This window comes from uncultured Devosia sp., from assembly GCF_964244875.1.
Taxonomy (GTDB): domain Bacteria; phylum Pseudomonadota; class Alphaproteobacteria; order Rhizobiales; family Devosiaceae; genus Devosia.
In genome coordinates, this window is the sequence record NZ_CAXTKA010000002.1 from 160,311 (window position 1) to 183,061 (window position 22,751).

Below are 22,751 nucleotides of genomic sequence, written 5' to 3' on the forward strand. Positions count from 1 at the left end.
ATTAGGATAGTATTCCGTATGTAAGACTTCTTTCCTGTTCAGATCGACCAATCATGCTGTCACACAGAGCCATCTGGGAGGGTATCGATGCGCTGGCGCGGCGGCAGGGCCATTCCGTTTCGGCCCTGGCCAAGCTGGCGGGACTGGACGCGACGGCGTTCAACGTGTCCAAGCGGGTCAGCAAGGATGGGCGGGAGCGCTGGCCATCGACCGAAAGCATTGCCAAAGTTCTCGAGGCGACAGGCGAAAGCTTTGACAGTTTTCTCAACGGTACGGGCGCCTTCCTGCAATTGTCCGATAGTTCCATCATAGGAACCGTGCCGCTACTGGGGCTGGCGCAGGCCGGATCGGGCGGTTTTTTCGATGGGGCCGGTTTTCCCGTCGGGCAAGGCTGGGATGAGATCGCCTTGCCGACAGCGGGCGATGCAGGGATTTACGCGCTGGAAATTCACGGCGATTCGATGGAGCCGCTGTATCGGGAGGGCGACAGGGTGGTGGTCTCCCCGACCCAGCAGGTGCGACGGGGCGATCGGGTGGTGGTCAAGACGCGCGACGGCGAGGTGATGGCCAAAATCCTGGCGCGCCAAAGCATCAAGCAGATCGAGTTGCACTCGCTCAATCCGGCGTATGAACCGCGGATTCTGGATATGAGCGAGGTGGACTGGATGGCCCGGATTATCTGGGCGAGCCAATAGGATGGGGAGGATACTCATAGAGACCGCCGGTCGGCACGATGTGCCCGACTGGGCTATTATGCGTGAGGAACTGTGGCCCGGTACAGACTCCGCCGATCACCAGATCGAAGTCAACCAACTGCTCGAAGCATACTCGGACACCCTCAACCTGATCGCGCGCAACTCGAACGGTGACGCTTTGGGCTTCGCCGAAGCCGCCATTCGCCGCGATTACGTGAACGGGTGCGACACCTCTCCGGTGGGATTTCTGGAAGGAATCTACGTCAGGGCAGAGTTCCGGCGGCAGGGAATCGCCCGGCAGCTTTTGCAGCATATCGCCGAATGGACGCGGTCGCAGGGATGCACAGAATTGGCTTCCGACGCCCCCATCGGAAATATCGACAGCCAGCTCATGCATCAGGGCCTCGGCTTTGAAGAGACTCAGCGGGTGGTCTATTTTCGCAAGCTGGTCGGCTGAATCCATGCGGGGCTTGCGTTACCGGGCTCGGACCGCCAATTTCATCAGCCGCTCTTCTTCAAACAGTTCTGCGCCCAAACGTTTGTAGAAATCCTGAGCACCCAGATTCTCGCGCCAAACAGTCCAAAACATGTGAACAGCGCCGGAGGCGCGGGCAATCTCCGTTGCACGGTTCATCAACGCGCGACCGATGCCGTGGCGATGCGCATCGGGGTGGACGAAGAGGTCGGCAATGTGCAGGCACGGAGCCATATCGTCCATCCAGACGCCCCAATAGTGAACGAGATAGCCGATGGCCCGGCCATCGAGCTCAGCGAGAAGAACGGAACAAGCAGGGCTCTCTGCGAAAGCCATGGCCTCAAAACGTCCGAACTTGGCCTGGTCCACTGGTTAGGGCTCAACCTCAAGCGCGTTGAGCCAGGTCTCGAATGCGAACCAGAGTTCGGCGAGCGCCGGCAGATCGGCCCGGACAGCAGTCCTGACTAGGATGCCTGTCGGTTCGGGCCGGTCCGGTAGCACTATTCGGCCTTCAGCAGGTTTCCGGCCAGCGCGGTATCGATCAGCTTGCGGGTTTCGGCGACGCCGTAGAGCGCGATGAAGGAGCCAAAGCGGGGGCCTTGGGTTTGGCCAAGCAGGACTTCGTAGACGGCGGCAAACCAGGCACGGAGGGGATCGAAGTGGTGGGCCTTGCCCACTTCGAACACCAGGTTCTGCAGCATTTCGGCGTCGGTGGAGCCTTCGTGGGGAGCAAGCTGAGCGGCAAGGTCGGCCAAGGCGGCGCGTTCCTGGTCGGTGGGGGCGCGGTAGGTCTTGGTGGGCTTTACCTTGTCGTTGAAATAGCGCACGGCGTAGCCAGCCAGGCGGTCGATCTCGGGGTGGGTTGCGGCGGTGGCACCCTTGAGGTAGCGCGAGATGAAGCCCCATAGGACGCCGGTATCGTCGGCATTGGCGGTGGCAACGAGGTTCAGCAGCAGGGCAAAGCTCAGCGGCACGTCGGGATTCGGCACAGCGCCGAAATGGACGTGGAAGGCGGGGTTTTCGAGCTGCTCGGCGGCGGTCTGGGCGTGAAAGCTGCGAACGAAGCTGTAGTAATCGTCGACGGCGCGGGGAATGACGTCGAAATGCAGCCGCTTGGCGGTGCGCGGCTTGCTGAACATGTAAAGCCCCAGGCTCTCATTGCCGGCATAGGTCAGCCATTCGTCGATGGTCAGGCCATTGCCCCTGGACTTGGAAATCTTCTGGCCCTCGGCATCGAGGAACAGCTCGAACACATAGTGCTCGGGCGCCTTGCCGCCGAGGATTTCGCAAATCTTGTCATAGATGTGGGCATTGGTCTGGTGATCCTTGCCGAACATCTCGAAATCGACCTGGAGCGCCGCCCAGCGCATGCCGAAATCGGGCTTCCACTGCATCTTGACGTGACCGCCGGTGACGGGAACCGTCGTGTCGCGGCCATTTTCGTCGGCGAAGGTGACGGTGCCATCGAGGGCGTTGACCTCCTTCATCGGCACGTAGAGCACGCGGCCGCTGATGGGTGAGATCGGCAGGAAGGGGCTGTAGGTCGCCTGGCGCTCGGCGCCGAGCGAGGGCAGCATGACCTTCATGATGTCGTCATAGCGTTCGGCGGCGCGCAGCAGCACGGCGTCGAACTTGCCCGAGCGATAATAATCGGTGGCACTGGCGAACTCGTAGTCGAAACCGAACGTGTCGAGAAATCGGCGCAGCATGGCGTTGTTGTGATCGCCGAAGCTGGCGAACTCATTGGTCCACGGATCGGGCACGGCGCTCAGCGGCTTTTGCAGATGCGGCTCCATCGCCGTCTTGGAGGGCACGTTGTCCGGAATCTTGCGCATGCCGTCCAGATCATCGGAGAAGCACAGCAGCCGTGTCGGCACCTGATCGCGGGTCAGCAGGCGGAAGGCGGTGCGCACCATGGTGGTGCGCGCCACCTCGCCGAAGGTGCCGATATGGGGCAGGCCCGAGGGGCCGTAGCCGGTTTCGAACAGCACTTCGCGCTTGCCGGTTTTCTCGATCCGCGCCACCAGTTTCCTTGCTTCCTCAAACGGCCAGGCGCGGGCGGTTTGGGCAGCGTCGAAAAACGCAGGATCGAGCGGGGGGAGCGGAGCAGACACGGGGACAGGCCTTTCGCGGAACAGATGGGCTGGTGTTGCATTCCGGGACGCGGGCGTCAATGTTGGCGCGGCCAGGGACAGGCGCTTGCCGTTTGGGCAGATGTGCCTATGTATCGGCCGTCATTGCTAGAGGAACCGCCTGATGTCCACTGCCGCCCAAGATGCGCTGATCCAGTTGATGGTCGTTGCCGCCTCGTCCGACGACGCCATGAGCGAGCGGGAACTGCGCCGGATCGAAACGCTGGTGGGCCGGTTGCCCGCCTTCGAGGGCTTCGACAAGGGGCGGATCACCGCGGTTGCCAATGCCTGCATCGACACGCTCAACGGCTCGCACGGGCTGGACCAATTGGTGGACGACGCCATCGCCGCCCTGCCCGTCAAGATGCAGGACACCGCCTATGCCCTGGTGGTGGAGATCACCGCGGTCGACCTGCAACTGACGCAGGAGGAATTGCGGTTTTTGGAACTGGTACGCGACAAGATGGAGCTGGACCGGCTGGTGACGGCGGCCATCGAGACTGCCGCCCGGGCCCGGCACCGGCGGATGCCGCGCTAGAGATTCACCGGCTCAATAAAACCCGACGGGAAACCAGCGCAGATAGAGCTCATCGAGCGAGCCTTCGGCATTGAGCTTGACCAGGGCCCAATCGATCGCCTGGCGGACGGCATCGTGGCCAGCGGGGACCGCGATCGACAGTCCTTCGCCAAACAGATCGGGCCGAAAATAGGGCTCGCTGGCAAAGCCGCAGCAGCTGAGATTTTCATTCAGCCAGAACGAGGCCCGCATGGCATCGCCGAAAAATGCGGCGGCGGCGCTGGCCTGCACGGCGGCGAGCGCTTCGGCCTCGCTGGGAAAACCGGCAATGGTCACCTGCGGCAGGTAGCGCTTGAGAAAATCCTCGTGCCGGGAGCCGGCGCGGACCGCAACGATCTTGCCGTCGAGGGTCGCGGGGGAAAAGCCGGCAATGTCGCCGGCACGGGTGACGAAGCGTCCCGGCAGCGCCAGGTAGATGGCCGAAAAATCGAACTTGGCAGCAGTGGCGGGCGACATTTCGAGCCCCGCGATCATGGCATCGCCCTGGTTATCGACCAAGGCATTGGACACCTGGTCCCAGGGCCAGGCCTGGACGGTACAGGCGACATTGACCTCGGCGCAGACGCGGCGCGCCAGATCGATATTGAAGCCGATCAACTCGCCTCCCGCATCACGAAAGTTGAACGGCGGAAAATCGACCGTGGTGAGAAAACGGATGGCCGGCACGGGAGCCAGGTTGGGCAAGATCTCGCGCGCGCTCGGATCGACATGATTGGGCATGGGCTGGGCGAAGGCAGGCAAGGCGCCGGCGATAAACACGATCAGCACGATGATCAAACGCATGGGCCGCACGCCATTGCCGCAAGTGAAAACAGAGGTGTTATGGCCCAGTTCGCTGGTCATGGCGAGGGGCGAGCTATAGCCAAGCCCCGAACCACGCGGTCGCGGTACCGGGCTAGATTTGATCCAGCCCGTACAACAAATCCGCGATCAGATCATCGGCATCCTCCAGCCCGATCGAGAGGCGCAGCAGGCCGGGGGTGACGCCGGTTTGCAGCCGGACCTCCTCGCTCAGGCGCTGATGGGTAGTGGTGCGCGGATGAGTGATGATGGATTTGGCATCGCCCAGATTATTGGAAATCAGGATCACCGCCAGAGCGTCCGACAGCTTGAAGGCGGCGTCCTGGCCACCCTTGACGTCAATGGCCAACAGGGTCGAGCCCGCCGTCATCTGGCGCCGGGCCAGATCATATTGCGGATGCGAGTGGTGATGGGGATAGATGACGCGGTTGATCTTGGGATGATCGGCCAGGACCTCGGCAATTTTCGCCGCGCTCTCGGTCATTTGCCGTACGCGCAGCGGCAAGGTTTCGAGCCCCTTGAGCAGCACCCAGGCATTAAAGGCGCTCAACGTCGCGCCGGTGTGGCGCAACAGCGTATGCACGTCGCCGGTGATCAGTTCCTTGCTGCCCAGCACGACGCCGCCGAGCACCCTGCCCTGCCCGTCGATATGCTTGGTGGCCGAATAGGTGACGAGATCGGCACCCAGCTGCAGCGGCTTTTGGTAGAGCGGGGTCGCAAAGACGTTGTCGACGATCAGCTTGGCGCCATGGGCGTGCGCGATATCCGCCACGGCGGCGATATCGACCAGTTCCAGGGTCGGATTGGTCGGGGTTTCGATGAACACGATCTTGGTGTTTGGCTGCATGGCGCGGGCAAAATTTTGCGGGTCGCGGCCATCGACCAGGGTCGAGGCGACGCCCCAGCGCGGCATGAAATCCTCGACCACGAAACGGCAACCGCCAAACAGGGCTTGGGCGGCCACGATGTGATCGCCGGCGCGCACCTGGCTCATCACGGCATTGGTGACGGCGGCCATGCCGCTGGCGAAAGCGCGGGCGGCTTCGGCCCCTTCGAGCAGCGCCATGCGCTCCTGGAAAATATCCACGGTAGGATTGGCGAAGCGCGAATAATTGTGCGCCCCGGGCAGCTCGTTGTTGAACAGCCGTTCGGCGTGGTTGGAGCTGGGATAGCTATAGCCGGAGGTCAGAAACAACGCCTCGGACGTCTCGTTAAACTGCGTCCGCTTGTCGCCACCATGGACGAGAAGGGTTGCGGGCGCGCGCCGGGCTGGGTCGTTGAGGGGATTGTCGGCCTTGGACATGGACTGCCTTCAAACAAAAAACCGGCCCGCAAAGATGCGGCCGGTTACAACGGTCTCTTAGCAAGTTATTTTTTCGAAACCGCGGCTGCGGTTTCTGAGTGGCTGCAACCAGACCGGCCAAATCACCACTGGTGGAGATGTAATTCCATTTGCCGCTTGGCGTCAATTGCACGGATTGATAGGGGAAAGCATCGGCATGCGAGACAGATCGCCATGAATACGCAACAGGCCTGGCCGCAGGGCATTTTCCCGGCTCGGCTGATCGAGCAATTGCACCGGCAAGGGGCTATCGCAACGACGCGCGCGTTCGAGCCGGACCAGGTGCAGCCGGCGAGCCTGGACTTGCGACTCGGCGATACGGCATTTCGGGTGCGTTCCAGCTTTTTGCCCGGCCCCGGCCATTCGGTGGCGGAGCGCATCGATGCGCTCAAGCTGCATCAGATTGACCTCACGGGCGGGGCCGTGCTGGAGCGCGGCTGCGTGTACCTGGTGCCGTTGCAGGAGAGCCTGGCCCTGCCCGACCTGGTCAGCGCCTCGGCCAATCCCAAGAGCTCGACCGGGCGGCTGGACGTCTTCACCCGCGTCATCGGCGACCGGGCGCGCGGGTTCGACCAGATGCCGGCCGGCTATCACGGGCCGCTTTACCTCGAGGTCAGCCCGCGCACCTTCCCCATTCTGGTGCGCACCGGATCGCGGCTGAGCCAGATGCGGTTCCGCTCGGGCGATACCAGATTGAGCGTGGTCGAACACCAGGCGCTGCATGCTTCGGACACGCTGGTATTCGGCAACAATCGGCCGGTTGAGGACGGGGTGGCGCTGTCGATCGACCTCAAGGGGGCCGAGCGCAACGGGCTGATCGGGTTCCGGTCCAAGCGGCATTCATCGGTTGTGGATGTCGACAAGAAGGCGGCGCTCGACGTGCTCGACTTCTGGGAGCCGCTGACCAATCGGGGCAGCGACGAGCTGATCCTTGACCCCGACGAATTCTACATCCTGGTCAGCGACGAGGCGGTGCATGTACCGCCCACCCACGCCGCCGAAATGGTGCCGTTCGATCCGCTGGTGGGGGAATTTCGCGTGCATTATGCCGGGTTTTTCGATCCGGGGTTCGGGCACTCGCCGGCCGGCGGCACCGGCAGCCGCGCCGTGCTGGAAGTGCGCAGCCGCGAAGTGCCGTTCCTGCTCGGCCATGGCCAGACCATCGGCCGGCTGATCTACGAAAAACTGGCCGAACCGCCGGACCGGCTTTACGGGTCGGCGCTGGGCTCGAACTACCAGGCGCAAACGCTCAAGCTGTCCAAGCACTTCCGGCCCTACGCGCCGTAATGGGTGGCAGAGGCGATGCTTGACGCATCGGCGCTTTTAACGCATCAAGGGCCGGTCGCGGGTGTAGCTCAATGGCAGAGCAGAAGCTTCCCAAGCTTACGACGACGGTTCGATCCCGTTCACCCGCTCCAAAAAAATCACGTAAATGATTGATTTTACACATCATTTTGTCGGTAACGCCGGCGAAGGTGTTGCCGGCCTCGACTAGGTCGGCTGCCGCAGTCAGCTCGTCGAGGCTGAGCTGGTGCCGGCCATCTCGAATAACCGTATCCGCTAGGCTAACGTCGTCTTGCCCATGAGGAAAGGCACTCGATCAGAATTCGTCAGATTCGCCGCGTTAAATCTACTCGTCGCCCTCAAAATAACGACGGCAGCGTCAGCGTTCATCGTCATCAGTCGTCGCGATCAAGGTCGCGTACCGGCAGTTTGCTGCAGAGGGGCATCGGCGAGTGCTGACAGGTTTGAGGATCCCGTGCAGAAGCATGCTACGCGCAATTGGGCGGCGGTGATCGAGAGGGCGTTGACCACCGCCTCGGGAGAACGCGTCGCCGCTTCCAGGATGCCGGCCGCCTGGCCGACGATGTCGGAGCCAAGCCGGATAGCCTTGGCCACGTCCAGGCCGTCGCGAATGCCGCCGGAGCCGATGATGAACGCTTCCGGACAGGCCGCGCGTACGGTTCGGATTGCCTCCGCCGTCGGAATGCCCCAGTCAACAAAGGCGCGGGCGATAGCTGCCTGTTCCGGAGAGCGAGCACGCTCGGCCTCGACCGCCGCCCAACTGGTGCCCCCTGCCCCGGCGACGTCGATCGCGGACACGCCGACATCGAGCAGGCGCCGGGCAATGCGGCAGGAAATTCCGGTGCCGACTTCCTTGATCACCACTGGCGCTCCCAGATTGAGAGTTAAATTCTCGATCTTGGCCAATAGCCCGGCCCAGTTGCGATCTCCCTCGGGCTGGACTGCTTCCTGTAGTGGATTGAGGTGAATGATAAGTGCATCGGCGCCGATCATCTCCACGGCGCGTCGCGCCTCGTCAACACCGAAGCCCAAGTTGAGCTGGGCGGCACCAAAATTGCCGAGCAGAGGGATGTCGGGCGCGTAGCGGCGCAACTCGGCACCCAGCCCGGACAGTTCCTGGGACTCGATGGCGATGCGCTGCGAGCCGACTGCGAGGGCAACGCCCAGTTCCTGGCAGGCGATAGCGAGATTGCGATTGATGTCTGCAGCACGGGCCGGACCGCCCGTCATGGAACTGACCAGCAGCGGCGCGTTAATCCGTTTGCCAAGAAACACCGTACTGAGGTCGATATCGTCCATATCGAGCTCGGGGAGGGCTACATGTTCGAAAGCTATCCGGTCGAAACCGGTTTGCGCCCTGGAACGGCCGTGACCGCCAAGAACCACGTCCAGATGTTCGTTTTTGCGATCCTGCAGCAAATCACTGTCCTCGTGGGCCAGCCATATGGTGGCCGCACTTCACACTAGCACCGAGTGGCACGCTGACGAGCCATCAAGCAAAACTTCGCCACTGTTACGGTGTGGACTGTCTTCCGGTTCACTGTTTATGGTTAGACGACACGGGACCCTGACCGATGACATTGTCTACTGCCTCATTCGACTTGGGAAATTCTAAGCCCGGTGTCGCTGCCAACGCCGCTGCGGTTCGTAACGCTGTGGAGCAGCACCTCGAGCGGCTCGTTGCGACGCTTCCCGGCGTGCCTCCCAACCTGCAGCGTGCCGTTCGCCATGCCTTGTTGGGCCAGAGCAAGCGGGTGCGCCCGGTGTTGCTGTTCCTGGTCGCCGAACCGGGACCGGGGGAACATCGCGCCGCGCTTGATGCAGGGTGTGCTGTTGAAATGGTTCACACGGCTTCGCTGATCCTGGACGACCTACCCTGCATGGACGATGCGCAATTGCGCCGACAGCAGCCGGCCACTCATATCGCCTTCGGGCAATCGACCGCGATCTTGTCGGCCATCGCACTGCTCAGCCGTGCTTTCGGCATCATTGCCGAGCTCGAGGATGTCCCTGAAGCGACACGCGTGCGGCTGACGAGCATCTTGTCCAATGCCGTGGGGTGGGAAGGTCTGGTGGCGGGCCAGGAACTCGATGTCAATGGCCGTGAAGGTTTGGTGGGCGTTAGCGAGATCGAAGAGCTCAACTGGCTCAAGACTGGTATCCTGTTCGTCGCGGCAGCCGAGATGGGCGCCGTTTTGCGCGGCTTGGAAGACGAGCGCATCGAGGCGATCCGGCGCTTTGCCCGCCACTTCGGCGTGGCGTTCCAGACCGCCGATGACCTGCTCGACCGCAGCGCCTCGGCTGCCGACATCGGCAAGGACGTGCAAAAGGACGGCGACAAGGTGACCCTGATAACGCTTTTCGGTACCAGCAAGGCGCAATTGAGCTACGAGGAACACCTGGCGAAGGCCGAGCAAGCGCTGGTCGACAGTCGCGTCGATGCCGCCCCAATCCGCGAACTGATGCAGCGTCTGTTCGAAACGCGAAGGGCCCAGGAGCAATGAGCGAACCGGCGTTATCGCTGCATGTTGCGGACCTGCATGTCAGCTATGGCCGCCGCGAGGTCCTGCGTGGTCTCGATCTCAGCGTCGCCAAAGGCGAAATCTTCGGCCTCCTGGGCCCCAATGGGGCCGGCAAAACCACCTTGATCCAAACGATTTGCGGTCGCATCCGACCGCGGAGTGGCAGCATCTGGATCATTGGGCAGCCAGTCAGCCGGCTGGCGCTGCGCCATATCGGGCTGGCACCGCAGGAAATCGCGCTTTACCCGCATCTGACGGTGCGGGAAAATCTCGAAGTGTTCGGGCGCCTGTCGGGCCTGCGTCGAATGCAAACCGCGACGGCTATCGACTGGGCGAGCGAGGCGGCTGATATCGGTTCGCGGCTGGGTGATCGCGTTGAAATCCTCTCCGGCGGCTGGAAGCGGCGCGTCAATATCGCAGCCGCGATATTGCATCGGCCAGACCTGTTGATTCTCGATGAGCCGACGGTGGGCGTCGATGTGGAAGCGCGAAATGGCTTGCATCAGGTCATCCAGCAGCTCAGCCATGCGGGCATGGGGGTGCTGTTGGCCACGCACGATCTCGACCAGGCCGAATTGCTCTGTGGCCGAGTCGGTTTCCTGCGGGATGGGGTCATCGCGCCGCAGGGCAGCCCGCGCGCCTTGATTGCCGAAGCGTTTGGCGGTGAGCGCGAGATTATCATCGAACTGCGCCAACTACCGACGCCGGCGCAGACCAAAACGTTGCAGCGCGCCGGCTTTTTGGGCACGAGCAACAATCTGAGCTGGTCCATGATGGGCCAGGGATCGGACCGCTCGGCGACCGAACTTTCGGGGGCGCTGGAGCGGGTTGGACTCGGTATTCGCGAAATACGGCTTCGTGAACCCGGGCTCGACAGCCTTTTTCTTCTGTTATCGCGCGGCGCTTCGCTCACGTTGCAAGACCATGCAGCATGATCTGGGCTTTGGTACGGGTGATGTCCCTGGGCCTGCTGCGCGACCGCGGGGCGTTGGCTATGGCATTTGTGCTGCCGCCGACCATCTTCGTCATCTTTGCCGCGATCTTTGCCGGCGCGAGCGGCGACGAAATGCGCCCGCAGGTGGCGATAGCCGTTTCGGAGCCGTCCCAACTGGCCGGACGACTAGAAGCAGCGTTGCGCGCCGAACCATCCTTACGCATCCTCCCCAAGACCGTGGACAGCGAAGAAGAAGCGGCCAAGCTTGTCGATAGAGGCGAAGCGGATGTGGGGCTGGTGCTCAAAGCAGACCTGGGCGACGTCGCTTCGGCGCCGGTGCTGATCCTCATGGATCCTGCCAAGCTGATCGCCGGTGACATCGTGTCGGGTCAGGTGCAACGCCTGATCGGGCTGCAAATGCCGGATCTCGCCTTGTCCCAAACAGCGCCGGAAATCGACTCGATTGTCGGGGGTTTCACGCCTGAACAATCGGCCCGCCTTGCGAGTGCGATCGAGCAGTTGGCGGCGAACGGGCAAGAGCAAGAGACGCAGGCGAGCCTTGTAGAAGCGCGCACAATCGGACCGGAAAGAAGTTCGGGTGCCACCGTCAGCTATTACGCGGGCGCGGTGGCGATTTTGTTTCTGTTGTTCTCGGCGATGCAAAGCGCAGCGACGTTGATCGAAGAGCGCAAATCGGGGATCGTTGATCGCATCGCGGTCGGCCCGGCCGGAACCGATGTCGTCGTGATCGGTAAATTCCTGTTCTTGACGGGACAGGGCGTGGTGCAGGTCGCTCTCATTTTTGTGGTGGCCGCCATCGTCTATGGTGTGGATCTGATGCCCCATCTCGGTCTTTGGTTGCTGGCCACGCTGGCGGCCTCCATGGCGGCTGCGGGCCTCGGGCTGGCCGTTGCGGCGATTTGCACGACCAAGCAGCAGGCCCACACCATGGCCACCTTCGTCGTGCTCGTGTGCTCGGCGGTCGGCGGATCGATGGTGCCGCGCTTCATGATGCCGCCATGGTTGCAGGATATGGGCTGGTACACACCCAATGCCTGGGCCATCGAAGCCTATCATGGTGTGCTCTGGCGTGGTGAGACCCTGCCCGACCTGGTGCCTGAACTCACGGGGCTTGGAGCGGCGGCTTTAGCGAGTGTCGGTGTTGCACTGGTTGTTTCGAGGCTGCGGCTGCGACTCTGATGGAGCGCGAAATGGCGGCATGGACGAGCGATAAGCATTTGAGCCGGAGCGACACCGCCACCGGGTTGCTGCTGGCCGCGTTGGTGGTCGGCGCCTGGCTAGCCGTGCATGTCGGCGCCATTTTCCTGATCGACTGGACTAGCCCCGGTCTCTGGCTACTCGCGCCAGTGCTCATTGTTATTCAATGCTGGCTCAGCGTTGGCCTCTTCATTGTCGCTCATGACGCCATGCATGGTTCGCTGATGCCGCAGGTTCCGGCGCTGAACCAGGCCATCGGGCGCTTTTGCGTTTTCATCTATGCCGGCTTTTCCTATGACAAGCTCTACGAAAACCACCACGCCCATCACCGCAATGCGGGCACCGATAGCGACCCCGATTTCGACGTCGACCATTCCTCGAGCTTCTGGCCCTGGTACCTCAAATTCTTCCGCCATTATTTCGGCTGGCGGGAGTTCGGCATTCTCACCATAGCGGTCGTGATCTACCTCGTCATTTTGCGGGAGCGGTTCCCGACCATGCTCGTGTTCTGGGCGCTACCAGCCATACTGTCTTCGCTGCAGCTGTTTTATTTCGGGACCTATCGTCCGCACCGGATCGACGACGAGCCGTTCACCGATCGCCACCGCGCCCGCAGCAACAACTTTTCGCCCCTTGTATCGTTGTTGACCTGCTTCCACTTTGGTTATCATCACGAGCATCATGACGCTCCCTGGGTGCCCTGGTGGAAACTGCCGGCCCATCGCCACTCCGCCATACAGTCTGAAATGAGCTGAGACGAATGATCCAAGGTACGCTCCATTATCTGGTTCCCGCCCTGCTGGTCACGGGTACTGTCTTGTTCATGGAGTGGTTCGCCGCCTGGTCGCATGAACACATCATGCATGGCTGGGGGTGGGGGTGGCACAAGTCGCACCACGAGCCGCATGACGAGGGCCTGGAGGAAAACGACCTCTATGCAGCAGTATTTGCGGTTTTTGCCGTCTTTTTGTTTTGGGTGGGCGCGACCTGGTTCTGGCCGATATGGTGGATCGCGGTCGGCATTTCGATTTACGGCGTGCTGTATTTCTTTTTTCACGACGGGCTCGTGCACCAGCGCTGGCCATTCAAATACATTCCCCGCAAGGGGTATTTCAAACGCGTCTATCAGGCGCATCGCCTGCATCACGCGGTGGAAGGGCGCGATGGCTGTGTGTCGTTCGGTTTCGTTTATGCCGAACCCGTCGACAAACTGGTCAAGAAACTGCACGACAACAAGAGCGGATTCGACCAGGGCGCACTCGCGCAAGACGAGCAGCGGCCCGCTGATCAGGGGCGCTGATAAAGTCCGGTTCGGAGGACATCGCGCCTATCAAAGCGAGTGATGCCCACATCTGCCAAGGCCAGCCCGAGGAGCGCAAGCTTTTCCGCCTTGGTGGTCGAGACCCGAGCGTTCCACGCCCATGGCCCCCCAGCGCGCAGCTTGCTGCCGATGGCGCGATAAACGCGTCGCGCCGCGCCGACGGCCCAGGCAGAGCGTGGCGGCAGCGCCGTCATGCCGGCATAGGCGGATGCATAGTAGCGCTCCGCCAGATCCAGCAGTTCCAGAGCCGCGGCGTGCAGTTGGGGCCATTGCGAGCGATCATCCGGCCTGATCTCGACAACGCGGTGCCGCGCCAGGATTTCGGCGGGTAGGTAGACCCGGCCCATCCGGGCATCGTCGATGACATCGCGGGCGATATTGGTGAGCTGAAAGGCCAGGCCGAGATCGGAAGCACGGTCCAGCACCCTTTGGTCGCGCACTCCCATGATGATGGCCATCATGACACCGACGACACCGGCCACGTGATAGCAATAGTCGAGCGTCTCGTTGATGGTTTCGTAGCGGCGATCGACGACATCCATGTAAAAGCCGGCCAGCAGTTCCTGGGGATGGCGGGCCGGCAGCTCATGACGCTCGACCACCCGGCGCAGCGCCTCGAACACCGGATCCTCGGTATGCTCACCAGAAAGCGCCGCGGCCGTTTGCGCGCGCAACTGATCAAGGCGCCCCAGCTGGCCAGCGCGAAAATCGGCCTCCTGGGCAAATCCCAGGGTCTGGCCGTCCACGACGTCGTCGCAATGGCGACACCAGGCATAGAGCATGACCGCATCGTCGCGGGTCTTACGGTCGAACAGCCGCGCGGCGGCGGCAAAGCTCTGGGAGCCTTGGGCAATAGCCGACTCGCTGTTGGCGACTACCGCATCGCTCATGCCCGCGCATCCGCGATCATGAGCCCCGCGGTGGCCTTGGCCGAACCGATGACGCCCGGAATGCCCGCGCCGGGATGGGTGCCTGCTCCCACGATATAGAGGTTGGGGATTTTGTCATCGCGATTGTGCGGCCGGAACCAGGCACTCTGGGTCAGCACCGGCTCGATGGAGAATGCCGAGCCAAGATGGGCATTGAGTTCGTCGCGGAAATCAAACGGCGTGAAATGCCGCACGGTCGCGAGATCATCGAGCAGGCCGGGAACATAGTTGTCATTCAGATATTTGAGGATGCGGTCGCGATATTTAGGGCCTTCGACTTCCCAATCGATCTTGGCCGTGCCGAGATGGGGGACCGGGGAGAGAACGTAGTAAGCGCTCGATCCGGGCGGAGCGAGGCTATCGTCGGTGACCGAGGGGGCGTGCAGATAAAGCGAGAAATCATCGGCCAGGCCATCGACGCTGAAGATTTCGGAGATGAGTTCGCGATAACGGGGCCCGAACAGCACCATGTGGTGCTTGAGCTCGGGATGAGTGGTCTTGAGCCCGAAATAGATCACGAAGAGTGACATCGAAAAGCGCTTGGCCTCGAGCGCCTTGGCATTCCCGATGCCACGCGCCGTGCCGCGCATCATGTGCTTGTAGGTATGGACCACGTCGGCATTGGAGGCGATCTGGTCGAACCGATGACGGCTGCCATCCTTGAGTACCACCGCCTTGGCACGATCGTTGTCGATATCGATGCGGTCGATCTCGGCATTGAGGCGGAGCGTGCCGCCCAAATCCTGAAAGAGGCTCACCATGCCGGCAATCAGCGCACCGGTGCCCCCCTTGGCAAACCACACGCCCCCCTTGCGTTCAAGTGCATGGATCAGCGCGTAGATCGATGAGGTCTGGAAGGGATTGCCGCCCACCAGCAGCGAATGGAAGCTGAAGGCCTGGCGCAGTTGATCGTCCTTGATGAACTGGCTGACCTTGGAATAGACGCTGCGGTGGCTTTCAAGGCGCATCAGTTGCGGGGCGGCCTTTATCATCGACCAGAAATTGAGAAAGGGTACGGTGCCGAGCTTCTGGTAGCCTTCACGATAAAGGTCTTCCGAATAGTGCAGGAAGCGCTGGTAGCCATCGACGTCCGCAGGTGACTTGAGAGCGATCTGGCGGTCGATCTCGGCCTGATCGTCCGCATAGTCAAACCGATAGCCGTCCTCCCAGCAGAGCTGGTAGAAAGGGGTCACCGGCAGCAGCGTCACATAGTCCGCCATGCGCCGGCCCGACAATGCCCACAGTTGCTCGAGGCAATCGGGATCGGTGATAACCGTGGGGCCCGCATCGAAGGTGAAGCCATCGTCGGTGTAGACATAGGCGCGGCCACCCGGCTTGTCGCGCTTTTCGAACAGCGTGGTGGTCAAGCCCGCGCTTTGCAGCCTGATGGCAAGGGCAAGCCCCCCGAAACCGGCGCCGATCACTGCCGCTGTTTTTTCGATGCCGGTCACGGCCTCTCCGCTTTCAACAAGGGCGCCTCTCGCAGGCATGCGAGGGCGCGGTGAATGGGCACGGGAGGCTTCCCGACAAGGATGCGAACGATGTCGCTGGCAGTAGTACGTCCGGCATAGAACCGCTCGATCACTTCGCGCGGCAATTTATAAAATCGCTGCAGCACCAGATGCCGCCGATCGGGACGCGCCGCGCGAAACAGCATGCGGTTGAGCAGGCGATAAAAGCTCTGCTCCCGGTGTCGGTTCCTGGCATGCTGGCGGATCCGGGGCGCCAGCGCCGCGCTGCCGATCGGCCAGTGCATGCCGATGAGGTTGGCAAGGCGCACCGCTTCGGGAAGGCTGTAACCGGTAGTGGGATGAAACAGCCCGGCGCGCATTCCGGCCTGGGGGATATCGACCGGCTTGTCGGCCCAGAAACGATCGAAATCATGCGCCAGCGCGATTGGCAGGACGCCATTCTCCTGCCGCACGATCTTGCGGATCGACCAACCCTGCGCCTCGGCATACTGCGCGATGTCGGCTGCCAGCGCCTGCAGGTCCAGTGCCTCTCCTTCCGAATAGCGCGTGTCCTCGATCAGCACCCGCGTGCGCGAAAACGGCAGGAGGTAAACGAAGCGGTAGCCGTCTCGCTGATCGACCGAGGCGTCCATGATGACGGGGTTGGAAAGGCCATGAGGCGCATCCAGCTCGACCTCGAGCCCGACGAACTTCTGATAACCGAGAGCCATAGCGTCGTTGGCCTCGTATCCGCGGCAGTCGATGACGCAATCGGCAGCAAACTCGGAACCGTCGGGCAACACGACGCGGTCTGCAAAGACGGACCGGACACGCGTTCCGGTTCTGATCTCGACATTGGGAAGCCTGTCAATGGCTGCCGCGACCGAAGCGCTGGTCAGCGAAGCGTAACCGGATTGCAGATCACGGCGAAGGCGCTGGAAACGAACCGATTGTCCCTGCCAACGATGGGCGATCAGCAGCCCAAGCCAATTGAAATCGGCGAGCTCCACATCGTGATCGTGGAACGACCATGTGTGCTCGCCAAAGGGGTTGTCCGTCCCTTCCAGCATGACGATGCGCGGCCCCGTGCCTTGATGCGACAGCCGCTGAGCGATAAGGGCGCTGGCGAGCCCTGCTCCAACCAGAACAAGCGTGCAATCTTCGCCGCGCGGCAAAATCATCTCCCGAACCGGAAAGAGGTGTCTTGAGTGTTCATGCCGCAAATCGCGCCTGCGCCGCAATCGTTGTAGATGTAAAGTGGCAGCGTGAAACTTCCGCGCGTCAGGGCCATTGTGAACAACGCATGGTTTGGCAGGTGTGGTTTATCCTGGTGTCGGATCGAGGGCCATTTATTGCGCATAGCATTCTTTAGCCCACCTCTGCAGGGTCATCTAGCGCCCGCAGCTGGATTGGCAGCGGCGTTGAGCCGACTGGGGCACGAGTGCTTCCTCGTTCACCACCCGCAAACTTCGCCGGATCCAGGCTTTCGCTCCCTGCCTGTCGATGCCGCGCAATGTGGCTGGACGCCTGCGGGCTTCGCCAAGCATACGCGATCCCCCGGCCTGCCCTTTGGCCTGCTGCGCCTGGTGGCGGACATGACCGAAATGACCAATTCGCTTTGCCGGACCGCGCCTGACCTGCTGCGCGAGCATGGCATTGAAGCAATCGTCACGGACCAGCTCGAGCCTGCCGGCGCATTGGTGGCCGACCATCTCGGCCTGCCCTATGTGTCGCTGGCAGCGGCCCATCCCATCAATCGTGAGCCCCTCATTCCCTTGGGGGTGTTGCCGTGGCCTTATGAGGACAGCCCCAAAGCGATCGAGCGCAATCGCGTCGGCACCTGGATTGCCGACAAATTGACTGCGCGTCACGATCGGGCCGTGAGCGAATGGTCGGTGCGTTGGGGCTTGCCTTCGCGCAGCAAGGTCGTCGATTGCCTGTCGCCGATCGCCGACATCTGTCAGTTGGTGCCCGGTTTCGACTTTCCCCGGCGCGAACTGCCCCCGAGTTTTCATTATGTCGGCCCGCTGCGCGCCCCGGGGGAGCGGGAGCAGACATCTGCGCGGGATGGCGACCCAAGACCACTGGTGTTTGCAACGCTGGGGACGCTGCAAGGCCACCGGGTAGGCTTGTTTCGGCGTATTGCAAAGGCATGCCGGCAGGCTGGGGTCCGATTGGTTGTCTCTCATGCCAATTGCCTGACGGACAAGCAGGCGGCGACTATCGACGCCCATCTCGTCCTGCCTTGGGTGGATCAAGGCGAATTGCTGTCGAAGGCTGATGCGGTCATTACCAATGGCGGGCTCAATACCGTACTCGAGGCGCTGTCAGCGGGGCTCCCCATCCTTTGCCTGCCTATCGCCTTCGAACAACCCGGCATCGGGGCTCGCCTCGAACGCTCAGGAGCGGGCAAGGTGGTATCACCGAAATCAAGTTCCAGGCAAATTGCCATGGGCTTGCAGGAGATTCTGCACTCCAAGTCATATCGCCAGCATGCACAGCAACTGGCCGGCGAACTAAGAACTTCCGGAGGCTGCAGCGCTGCTGCCCAGATTGTTGACCAAGCTTTGGCCAGAGCAAGCACGAATAGTTTGCCATAACATTCTGACGAAACAGATCGAGTACCTGTATCAACCGTCGCCTGGGTGGCAGCCTGAATTTCACCGGTGCCCAACACGAGGACACCGAGAGAGTAGTGCTCCTAAAGGTGGATTACTTGAAGCCGATACAGCGCACGCACGACCGCGAACCGTGGAGCATATCGAGGCGCTAGGAACAGTGCCAATACTGCGCTACACGTGACACATACTGCGCTACATAAGACTTCCAACCTTCTCTTAAGTACCTGATTTATCTAATCTATTGACTTAACTTCGATTCCCTTCACCCGCTCCAACCAGTTCTGAACAATGGGACGAGTGTTCGCAGGAGCGATTGCCCGGGCGCGGCAGGAACGGATACGAGACATCGCCAGCTTGTGCTTAGTTGCCGAACCGTCAACCGTGCCGTTAGAGACCTGCCACACAACCTGCCGCAACATTGTCCACGCTCACGCACGCGCTCAGCTCCCGAGTTGTCAACGGCTCCGGTCATCCCAGGCGTTCCAACGACCATGACCGGCAAAGCGCGGTCGTCAGCCGGCCGAGCAGCGCAACAGAAATATTATCCAGCCGCCAGGAGACCAAAGGCAGACCCATAGACAACCCTGTTCCTGCCTTCCGCTTTTGCGGCCAACAAGGCTTCATCGGCGCGATGCAAGAGCGGCATGATGCTGTCATCGCCGGCGATGCGTTCAGAAATGCCGATGCTCACGGTCACCGGCACGCGCTCGCCAACCACCTGGATGTCGAGCGCCGATATTGCCTGGCACAGGCGTTCGGCCACTTCGATGGATGCGGCACGCGTCGTTCCGGGTAGCAGCACGCCAAATTCTTCTCCACCAAGACGCCCAAGCAGGTCGGTCGAGCGCAAACCTGCCTTGACCGTGTGTACCAGGGCCCGCAGGACCCGATCTCCGACATCGTGGCCGAAGCGGTCGTTTATGGCCTTGAAATGATCGGCATCCAGCATCAGGCAACCTAGCGGCGCGTTGGCTCTGGCCGCCAATTTAATTTCACGCGATGCCATTCCCTCGAAAGTCTTGCGCCGCAGCGCCCCCGTCAGCCCGTCCAGGGACGCGGACATCCTCAAAGTCATTTGCTCGACGACCAGCGCCGCCAAATCTTTCATCAATCCGAGCTCGCGCAGGTCCGCGGTCCGGGGCGTTGTGTCTATGGCGCAGACAGCCCCGACCGGTACGCCCTGCGGGGTGACGATCGGAAATCCGGCATAGAACCGGATGTTGGGGTCACCGGTCACCAAAGGGTTGTTGCAAAAGCGTTGGTCCAATGTCGCATCAGGGACAACGAAGGCCTCGCTGCCCAACATGGTGTGTGCACAAAACGAGGCACTGCGCGGGGTCTCCGAAACGCTCAGTCCGATCCTTGACTTGAACCATTGGCGGTGCTCGTCGACCAAGGTCACTGCGGCAATCGGCACCTGGAGCGCTGCTGCCACAATCCGGGAGATCCGATCAAAACTTTCCTCCGCGGCGGTATCCAGCAATTCGTACTGGTTGAGCACGGCGAGACGTTGAGCTTCGCTTCCAGAATATTGTGACATCGCTCGGCTCTCCTTGGAATGGCTGCTGGAGAGCAAACCTAGTGCCGAAGGTTTAAGAATGCGCTTGCGCCATTTCACAAAGGTTCTGCAAACGGGGCCGCAGGGCGCTCAGCCGATCGCGTAGCCGCCGTCGACCAAAAGAGTGGTGCCGGTGACGAAGCTGGCCAAGGGGGGAACAGCTAGAGCACGGCGCTGGCACCTTCGGGGTGTGCCCCAGCGGTCAAGCGGGGTGCGCGCCAGGATCGGGTTGGCGCTTTGCAGATGCACTCGCGATATCAACGGCTTCCTTGAGCATATTGAGCGAATTCGATCATACCTCGTCGTGCGAGTTCTCGATTCACCCAATTCATGCGTGGAAACCGGAGCAAAATCCCTTCAAAACGGCGTCATATGATTGTCATAGGATAGCGATAGATATCGCTCATATGAGCGATAGTATTCACTCAGGCGACAGGATTAGCCGTGTTCAACAGCGCCGAAGACCGTCAGGCCAAGATCATCGCGCTGCTGCGTGACGAGAATTTTCTCGACCTGCGCATGTTGACGGATCGCTTCGGCATGTCGGTGGCGACGGCGCGGCGCGACCTCGTCGATCTCGAAGAGGCTGGTGTGTTGCGCAGGACCCATGGCGGTGCTGTCAGCCTCAATCAGGTCGCTCAAGATAAACCCAATGCCGCCCGTCTGGTCTGGAACCGGGCTCAGAAGGCGGCCATCGCGGCGACGGTGGCCGGCATGATCGCTGATGGTGACACGGTGCTTCTTGATGCCGGAACGACCGCGCTCGAAGTCGCCAAGAAGATTGCCGGCCGCAAAAGCCTGACAGTGATCTCCAATGGCCTGGATATTCTGGCCGAGCTCGCGCGTAGCGAAATGCCGAACGTCTATGCGATCGGCGGAGAATTTACCGAGACGAACCGCTCCTTCCGCGGCCCGCTCGCCGAGCAAGCCATCAGACAGTTCAACGTCGACAAGCTCGTTCTCAACGCCGCATCCATCGATGTGGACCGTGGCTTGATCTGTACGTCAACGCCGGTGAACGCGAGCGTGGCCCGCACGATGATCGAGGTTTCGAGCCGCGTGATCGTCGCGGCCGACCATTCCAAATTCACCAAATCGAGCCTCTCGGTGACGACCAGAATCGAGGATGTCGGTGTGATCGTCACCGACGTCGGCGCCCGGAGCATAATCGAAACGGCGCCCGAAAAACTGCGGAGGAAGTTCGCCATCGCGAACTAGGACTCGACGTCCCCGCATCCCCAAACCGACCACCCGAGCACGGAGGACCCAATGCTCAAGACTACTCGTAGAAGCTTTCTCGTCGGGGTAAGCGCCGCAGCGGTGCTGGCTTCCACCGCCAATATCGGCCTCGCCTTCGGTCAGGACCGTCGCGAACTTCGCATCGGCGTCAATGGCCTGCCCAACTCGCTCGAGCCGGTCAACGCCATCAGCAATACCGGGCCACGTATCGTCAACCAGGTTTTCGATACGCTCATCGTGCGCGATTGGTTCGAAAACGGCGCTCCAGGCAACGGCATCGAATTGGTGCCGGCCTTGGCTGAGAGCTGGGAACGTCTTGATGACAAGTCGGTCCGGTTCGTCCTGCGCCAAGGCGTGATGTTCCATCATGGCGTCGAACTGACGGCCGACGATGTGGCCTACACGTTCTCCTCCGAACGCCTCTGGGGTCCAGACGCCGCCAAGACGATTCCGCTGGGCCAGTCCTATTCGCTCGATTTCGACGAACCGGTGGTTGAAGACAAGTATATTGTCGTCATCCGCACCAAGACCCCCAGCCCACTCATCGAACGCTATGCTGCGTCATGGATGAGCCGTGTCGTTCCCGCCGCTCTTTACAAGGAGCAGGGTGCGGTCGAGTTCGGCAACAAGCCTGTCGGCACGGGTCCCTACAAGTTCGTCGAGTTCATTGCGGGCGATCACGTGGTGCTCGAAGCCAATGACGATTATTGGGGCGACAAGCCAACTGCTGCCCGCATCACCTACCAGATGGTTGCCGAGCCCGCGACCCGTGTCGCCGGCCTCATCAGTGGCGAGTACGACATCGTCACGACACTGACGCCGGACGACGTCGCGCTGATCAACAGCTATCCCGATCTCGAAGCCCGCGGAACAGTGGTAGAAAACTTCCATATGTTCACGTTCAATATGAACCAGACAATCTTCCAAGAAAAAACCCTTCGCCGCGCTCTTGCCCTTTCGGTCAACCGCGACCTTATCAACGAGGCCCTTTGGCAAAACCTCGCTTCGATCCCGCATGGCTTCAACTTTCCCCATTACGGTGAAACCTTCGACCCGAACCGTCGCCCGTTCGAATACAACGTCGAGGAGGCCAAGCGGCTGGTTCAGCAAAGCGGCTACGATGGCTCGCCCATCACCTACCGCACCATGGGTAACTATTACGCAAACGCCATCCCCGCTCTGCTGATGATGATCGAGATGTGGAAGGAGATCGGGGTCACCGTCGTTCCGGAAATCTACGCGCCCGGCACCTCGGTTCCCGACGAAGAAAGCTGGATGCGTAACTGGTCCAACGGCCAGTGGACCACCGACGCCTACGCAACCATGATCCCCGAATTCGGGCCCAATGGTCAGGTTCAGAAGCGTTGGGGCTGGAAGGCTCCGGCCGAGTTCAACGAGCTTGCCACAAAGGTCGTGCAGATCCAGGACGGCCCGGAACGCTTTGACGCATTCAATCGCATGCGCGACATTTTTGAAGCAGAAGCGCCTGCCGTCATCTTGTACCAGCCCTACGACATCTACGGTGCTCGGAAGGACGTCAACTGGAAGGTTATCACCTTCGAGATGATGGAATTCCGGAACAATCTTACCTTCAGCTAAGCCCATCGTAGCCAGGGGCGTCGCGCTTGATG

21 protein-coding genes, 1 tRNA gene and 1 pseudogene are annotated in these 22,751 nt (G+C 61.3%); 14 read left to right on the forward strand and 9 right to left on the reverse strand.

The genetic code is table 11. The annotated features are described in order from the left end of the window. Positions 1-53: 53 nt before the first annotated feature. On the forward strand, positions 54-695 hold the full coding sequence (locus ACFE8X_RS03255) for a helix-turn-helix transcriptional regulator (protein WP_375450021.1): 642 nt from the start codon (positions 54-56) through the stop codon (positions 693-695). A 1-nt stretch (position 696) separates the two neighbouring features. Next, entirely contained in the window at positions 697-1,152 is a 456-nt protein-coding gene (gene aac(6') / locus ACFE8X_RS03260; RefSeq protein ID WP_375450022.1) for an aminoglycoside 6'-N-acetyltransferase, read from the forward strand. An 18-nt stretch (positions 1,153-1,170) separates the two neighbouring features. Here aac(6') and ACFE8X_RS03265 read toward each other — a convergent pair whose 3' ends face one another. Both ACFE8X_RS03265 and ACFE8X_RS03270 read right to left on the reverse strand, forming a co-directional pair. Then, a complete protein-coding gene (locus ACFE8X_RS03265; protein ID WP_375450023.1) occupies positions 1,171-1,539 on the reverse strand; it encodes a GNAT family N-acetyltransferase in 369 nt (122 codons plus the stop codon). A gap of 131 nt (positions 1,540-1,670) precedes the next feature. Next, positions 1,671-3,284, reverse strand: coding sequence for a lysine--tRNA ligase (locus ACFE8X_RS03270; protein WP_375450024.1), 1,614 nt, complete (start codon positions 3,282-3,284; stop codon positions 1,671-1,673). A 142-nt stretch (positions 3,285-3,426) separates the two neighbouring features. Between ACFE8X_RS03270 and ACFE8X_RS03275 the strand changes: the two genes are divergently transcribed. Then, the gene (locus ACFE8X_RS03275; protein WP_375450025.1) at positions 3,427-3,840 is read left to right on the forward strand and encodes a tellurite resistance TerB family protein; all 414 of its coding nucleotides are present in this window, start codon (positions 3,427-3,429) and stop codon (positions 3,838-3,840) included. Positions 3,841-3,852: 12 nt separating this feature from the next. Here ACFE8X_RS03275 and ACFE8X_RS03280 read toward each other — a convergent pair whose 3' ends face one another. Then, positions 3,853-4,662 carry a transporter substrate-binding domain-containing protein gene (locus ACFE8X_RS03280; protein WP_375450026.1) on the reverse strand — a complete coding sequence of 270 codons (810 nt, stop codon included), beginning with the start codon at positions 4,660-4,662 and terminating at the stop codon, positions 3,853-3,855. Between the two features lie 112 nt (positions 4,663-4,774). Next, positions 4,775-5,983, reverse strand: coding sequence for an O-succinylhomoserine sulfhydrylase (metZ, locus tag ACFE8X_RS03285; protein WP_375450027.1), 1,209 nt, complete (start codon positions 5,981-5,983; stop codon positions 4,775-4,777). A 213-nt stretch (positions 5,984-6,196) separates the two neighbouring features. Between metZ and ACFE8X_RS03290 the strand changes: the two genes are divergently transcribed. Then, positions 6,197-7,309, forward strand: a complete 1,113-nt coding sequence (locus ACFE8X_RS03290; protein WP_375450028.1) for a 2'-deoxycytidine 5'-triphosphate deaminase — start codon at positions 6,197-6,199, stop codon at positions 7,307-7,309. Positions 7,310-7,366: 57 nt separating this feature from the next. Beyond that, a tRNA-Gly gene (locus ACFE8X_RS03295) sits at positions 7,367-7,440 on the forward strand. A gap of 274 nt (positions 7,441-7,714) precedes the next feature. Here ACFE8X_RS03295 and fni read toward each other — a convergent pair. Further along, complete coding sequence (gene fni, locus ACFE8X_RS03300; protein ID WP_375450029.1) at positions 7,715-8,746, reverse strand: type 2 isopentenyl-diphosphate Delta-isomerase; 1,032 nt, start codon at positions 8,744-8,746, stop codon at positions 7,715-7,717. A gap of 155 nt (positions 8,747-8,901) precedes the next feature. Between fni and ACFE8X_RS03305 the strand changes: the two genes are divergently transcribed. The 6 genes and pseudogenes from ACFE8X_RS03305 to ACFE8X_RS03330 all read left to right on the forward strand — a co-directional run bounded on the left by ACFE8X_RS03305 (position 8,902) and on the right by ACFE8X_RS03330 (position 13,301). Continuing rightward, positions 8,902-9,831: a polyprenyl synthetase family protein gene (locus ACFE8X_RS03305; RefSeq protein ID WP_375450030.1), complete on the forward strand. Its 930-nt coding sequence runs from the start codon at positions 8,902-8,904 to the stop codon at positions 9,829-9,831. Further along, positions 9,828-10,256: pseudogene (locus ACFE8X_RS03310) on the forward strand (ATP-binding cassette domain-containing protein); the annotation flags it as partial. The gene ACFE8X_RS03305 and the pseudogene ACFE8X_RS03310, both read left to right, overlap by 4 nt. 90 nt (positions 10,257-10,346) lie before the next feature. After that, positions 10,347-10,784 carry a hypothetical protein gene (locus tag ACFE8X_RS03315; RefSeq protein WP_375450300.1) on the forward strand — a complete coding sequence of 146 codons (438 nt, stop codon included), beginning with the start codon at positions 10,347-10,349 and terminating at the stop codon, positions 10,782-10,784. Beyond that, positions 10,781-11,983 carry an ABC transporter permease gene (locus tag ACFE8X_RS03320; RefSeq protein WP_375450031.1) on the forward strand — a complete coding sequence of 401 codons (1,203 nt, stop codon included), beginning with the start codon at positions 10,781-10,783 and terminating at the stop codon, positions 11,981-11,983. Before ACFE8X_RS03315 ends, ACFE8X_RS03320 begins: the two co-directional genes overlap by 4 nt. A gap of 11 nt (positions 11,984-11,994) precedes the next feature. Beyond that, positions 11,995-12,756 (forward strand): fatty acid desaturase, encoded by a 762-nt coding sequence (locus ACFE8X_RS03325; protein WP_375450032.1) that lies wholly within the window; start codon positions 11,995-11,997, stop codon positions 12,754-12,756. 5 nt (positions 12,757-12,761) lie between these two features. After that, the gene (locus ACFE8X_RS03330) at positions 12,762-13,301 is read left to right on the forward strand and encodes a sterol desaturase family protein (protein WP_375450033.1); all 540 of its coding nucleotides are present in this window, start codon (positions 12,762-12,764) and stop codon (positions 13,299-13,301) included. Here ACFE8X_RS03330 and ACFE8X_RS03335 read toward each other — a convergent pair. The 3 genes from ACFE8X_RS03335 to crtY are packed head-to-tail and all read right to left on the reverse strand — an operon-like array spanning position 13,289 to position 16,877. Continuing rightward, positions 13,289-14,212: a phytoene/squalene synthase family protein gene (locus tag ACFE8X_RS03335; RefSeq protein WP_375450034.1), complete on the reverse strand. Its 924-nt coding sequence runs from the start codon at positions 14,210-14,212 to the stop codon at positions 13,289-13,291. The genes ACFE8X_RS03330 and ACFE8X_RS03335 overlap by 13 nt on opposite strands. After that, positions 14,209-15,741: a phytoene desaturase gene (locus tag ACFE8X_RS03340; protein WP_375450035.1), complete on the reverse strand. Its 1,533-nt coding sequence runs from the start codon at positions 15,739-15,741 to the stop codon at positions 14,209-14,211. The genes ACFE8X_RS03335 and ACFE8X_RS03340 overlap by 4 nt, the downstream gene beginning before the upstream one ends. Further along, complete coding sequence (crtY, locus tag ACFE8X_RS03345) at positions 15,699-16,877, reverse strand: lycopene beta-cyclase CrtY (RefSeq protein ID WP_375450036.1); 1,179 nt, start codon at positions 16,875-16,877, stop codon at positions 15,699-15,701. The genes ACFE8X_RS03340 and crtY overlap by 43 nt, the downstream gene beginning before the upstream one ends. A 420-nt stretch (positions 16,878-17,297) precedes the next feature. On the opposite strand from crtY, the gene ACFE8X_RS03350 reads away from it, so the two are divergent. After that, positions 17,298-18,302 carry a glycosyltransferase gene (locus ACFE8X_RS03350; RefSeq protein WP_375450037.1) on the forward strand — a complete coding sequence of 335 codons (1,005 nt, stop codon included), beginning with the start codon at positions 17,298-17,300 and terminating at the stop codon, positions 18,300-18,302. A 562-nt stretch (positions 18,303-18,864) separates the two neighbouring features. Here the strand turns inward: ACFE8X_RS03350 and ACFE8X_RS03355 are convergent. After that, entirely contained in the window at positions 18,865-19,863 is a 999-nt protein-coding gene (locus tag ACFE8X_RS03355; protein WP_375450038.1) for a diguanylate cyclase, read from the reverse strand. 462 nt (positions 19,864-20,325) lie between these two features. Between ACFE8X_RS03355 and ACFE8X_RS03360 the strand changes: the two genes are divergently transcribed. Then, a complete protein-coding gene (locus tag ACFE8X_RS03360; RefSeq protein WP_375450039.1) occupies positions 20,326-21,099 on the forward strand; it encodes a DeoR/GlpR family DNA-binding transcription regulator in 774 nt (257 codons plus the stop codon). Positions 21,100-21,150: 51 nt separating this feature from the next. Beyond that, entirely contained in the window at positions 21,151-22,719 is a 1,569-nt protein-coding gene (locus ACFE8X_RS03365) for an ABC transporter substrate-binding protein (protein ID WP_375450040.1), read from the forward strand. Positions 22,720-22,751: the final 32 nt, after the last annotated feature.